The organism is Shewanella sp. KT0246, from assembly GCF_019654955.1.
Classification (GTDB): Bacteria; Pseudomonadota; Gammaproteobacteria; order Enterobacterales; family Shewanellaceae; genus Shewanella; species Shewanella goraebulensis.
This window is the reverse complement of record NZ_BPEV01000083.1, coordinates 1-3,825: the sequence shown is the minus strand read 5'-3', so window position 1 is coordinate 3,825 and position 3,825 is coordinate 1. Positions and strand designations below refer to the sequence as shown.

The 3,825-nt window shown below is 31.7% G+C and carries 3 protein-coding genes; all 3 read left to right on the top strand.

Translation table 11 applies throughout. The annotated features are described in order from the left end of the window. The first annotated feature begins 138 nt into the window (after positions 1–138). A complete protein-coding gene (locus K5Q58_RS20490; protein ID WP_220755706.1) occupies positions 139–1,440 on the top strand; it encodes an MATE family efflux transporter in 1,302 nt (433 codons plus the stop codon). Beyond that, positions 1,437–2,285, top strand: coding sequence for a hypothetical protein (locus tag K5Q58_RS20485; RefSeq protein WP_220755705.1), 849 nt, complete (start codon positions 1,437–1,439; stop codon positions 2,283–2,285). Before K5Q58_RS20490 ends, K5Q58_RS20485 begins: the two co-directional genes overlap by 4 nt. A 429-nt stretch (positions 2,286–2,714) precedes the next feature. Continuing rightward, a partial coding sequence (locus tag K5Q58_RS20480; protein WP_220755704.1) for a glycosyltransferase family 4 protein occupies positions 2,715–3,825 on the top strand: 1,111 nt, incomplete at its 3' end.

Genomic DNA, 3,825 nt, shown 5'->3' with positions numbered 1-3,825 from the left:
AGACTTTCTTGTAATATTATTAGCGTTGTCTCCATACTTGTTGACCCATAATTTATTACGACAACCTTGTTTTTTTATGTTGCTCGTGCTTCCTTCAATTGTGAAATATATTTTGTTAAATAAAAAAGAGGGGTGACTTTGAAATTTTTCTTAACATTTGGTTTTAGAATTACGGCGGCTTTTGGGAGTATATTATTTTTTATTCTTCTTGCTAGGCTCCTGAACATGGAGCAAATGGGATATGTTTTTTATACACAAACCTTAATTTTATTTGCCTCCTTAATTCTTACTTTTGGAAGAGATAAGTTAATAATGAAAGTTGTAGGGGAGGAACCATCTAGCATTTATTTAAAAGAGTTCTTTAATAAAAATATTGTAAAAATAAAACTGTCATTTTGTATTCTTCTTTTTGTAATCGTTTTGTTGTTTTCCCCTTTGTTTTTATTTTTAAATTATTCTAGCTACCAAGTGATAGATATCATCTCTATCAGTATTTTGATTTTTAGTTTACTCTTTAGTTCTATTAATTTAGCTATGTCCGGACTTTTTAAAGGGATTAAAAAACCTTTGATGTCATGTTTTATGGAACCGGGTTTTACATTAGCAATGTCTTGTGTTTTTTTGTATTTAATTACTGCGTTATCAGGGGATGCGGCATATCCAATGTTAAACGTTGTTCTTGTATATTTTATTAGTCTTATTATTACTTATTATTTTGGTGTTCGTTTTTGTGCTGCTAGTTTCCGTAAAAGTAAAACTAAATATTTAAATAGCTCAAAGTTAGAAGGTAGATATATACAAAGTTCAAAAGATTTTTTTTTGATCGCTATAACTACGTATATATTCTCTATTAGCACTACATTAATTGCTCCTTTGAATTTATCAATGGCTGATCTGGCATTATTTAAAGTTTGTATGCAAATATCTATTACAGTAAGCTTTGTTTTAATTGTTATTAATACCATTATTCCACCGTTTATATCTGAAAATTTTTTTAGTAACAATATAGTTTTGTTGAAGAAAATAGTCAGAGCCTCCTCTTTTTTGTCTCTAATCTTTTCTCTTCCATTAGTTTTGTTGATTATAATATTCCCGGAGAATATATTATTGTTATTTGGTGCTGACTTTGTCGTCGCATCAGAATTTTTGATTTTCCTTTGCTTAGGACAGTTGATAAATGTTTGCTGCGGGCCTGTCTTCTTATTGCTGACGCTGACGGATAATCAACGGAGTGTAAAGATTTTGTTGTTAGTTGTGAATGCGTGTTGCCTTATAATTTTTTATTTCTTCACAAAATTTTGGGGCTTACATGGTGCAGTCTTGGCACAACTTATAACAACGATCGTCCAGAATGTTTCTGGCTTAATATTATGTAGGATTAAGCTTGGGTTTTATATTTATCCTACTTTTGATTTAAATGTAATAAAAGGTTTAAGATGAATTGTTTTTATATATCAGGCTATGGTAGAAGTGGGTCTACTGTTTTAGACACTCTCCTAACTAATTTTGATGGACTAGAAGGAATTGGTGAGGCATCAAACTTATTCGATTGTATACATAATAACGAATACTGTTCATGTGGTGAACCAATTTTAGAGTGTGAATATTGGAAACCTTTTTTTAAGGAATACAATGGTAAAATCAATAAACTAGCTATTGAAACTAGAAAGTATGAAGGTATAAGAGGACTTTTCAAAAAATCGAATAATAGTATTTACGATCAGTTTTGGACCAATTATTTCAAGTCGAATTCTAATGTTGATATAGTGGACTCATCAAAAATAAGCCGTAAAACTTTCATGAGACCTATTATGTTCAAAAGGTTAGGGGTTAATGTCACAATTGTCCATTTATATAAAAATTCAGATTTGTTACTCCAATCATTGCTAAAGGGCTCTAATAAAGATTTAAATAAAGGGGTTAAGGTTGCGGGGATCCCTCACATCTTCCTATTGAGAAGTTTTGTAGGTGCTTTTTTTGCCAATTTATTTACTTGTCTAATTGGTCGTTTTTTTTCTAATGACTATAAGTTTATCGAGTATGAAGAAATTGTTGTTGATTGTGACACTTTTCTTGTAAACCATTTTGGCTTGAATAGTTCTCTAGTGGATCTTGAAAACCTTAATTGTGGTCATGGTGTTTCTGGTAACCGTGTGAGAAAAAAAAGCAAAAGCATTTCCTTGAGAAAGTCTAACGGTAATATTAGTTTAACACTTCCAATATTCTATAAATATCTATTTAGAGTATTAGTAATTTTCAAGCCTAGTAAACCAATTATAGAGTAGAATATTAATTGTTCACGCTAAGCCTAGTTCTATTTACAGCTTTAGAGGGGCTCTAAAACTCTTGCTCGCTAGTTATGTGGGCATGAGGTATTTGAATAGCATCTGGCGCAATACCTTCCGAGGTTCAAATTATTGAAGCATGCAAGTGTATTGCCTACCCAATAACCAGAAATAAAATCAATGTTTTAAATGACATGAAGACATTGATGTTTTTATGTAAGACGATAAAAACTATTAATCCTGGTTTCATATTCGCCTACTCAATAAAATCTGTCATCTGGTAGGTATTGTGACCGTGATCAGGGAATGGTATTAAAGCTGATGAAGAGTACTGGAACGTCGAACATCAATCTGAAAATTTAATATAATTTTGTTTTGCATATTTGTTTATCTAAAATTTAGTCTATTTATTAGTAATCCGGTGAATCAATGTCTAGTCAAAAAAAAATCGTAGTTGTTGGTGCTAAACATCGTTCTTTAATTAATTTTAGGGGGGAGTTATTAAAGAAAATGGTTTTTAAATACGATGTTGTCGCATTAGCGTCTGGAGCTACATTAACTGAAATTAAAAATATTGAATCTCTTGGGGCAAGGTATTTAGATCTAGATATCAACAGAAATGGGCTGAATGTTTTTCAAGATTCCAAAACCTTTTGGCAATTATTATCACTATTCAAACATGAAAAACCGGATGTCATTCTTGCCTATACAATTAAACCGATAATCTGGGGAGGTCTAGCTTCTAGATTAATACCTGAATGTCGCTTTTATGCCTTGGTCACTGGACTCGGTTTCGCTTTTCAAAAAGGAAATAGACTTAAAAATATTTTGGTAAGATTAGTCGCTTTCTTGTATACAAAGGCGTTAAAAAAATCTGAGAAGGTTATTTTTCAGAACCCTGATAATCGTCAAGTTTTTATAGATTTAGGTATAATTAATGAGGAAAAGGCTTTTGTTGTAAATGGCTCCGGTGTTGACTTATCTCACTTTTCAAAAGAACCTCTTACTTCAATACCTAAATTTTTACTTATTGCACGCTTACTCGGTGATAAAGGTATTAAGGAATATATAGCTGCTGCCAATATCGTTAGGCTTAAATATCCCAAAGCAATTTTCCAACTACTAGGCGCAGAAGATGCGTCACCAGATGGTATATCTCTTCAAGAGTTTGAGTATTTAAATTCGAAAAAAGTAATCGATTACCTTGGTTCGACCGATGATGTTCGACCATTCTTGAAAGAAAGCAATATTTTTGTTTTACCTTCATATCATGAAGGCTTACCTAGAACAGTTCTGGAGGCTATGGCTATTGGCCGTCCAATAATTACAACAAATGTACCAGGTTGCAAGGAGACAGTAGTTGATGGTGTTAATGGCTTTTTAGTTGAAAAACAAAATTCAGCACAATTAGCAGAAAAAATGATTTGGTTTATTGAGAATTATGATAAATGGAATGATATGGCTCATAGTAGTCGAATAATGGCTGAAGAAAAGTTTGATGTTAAGAAAATTAATTCTGAGTTATTAAAGATCATGGATT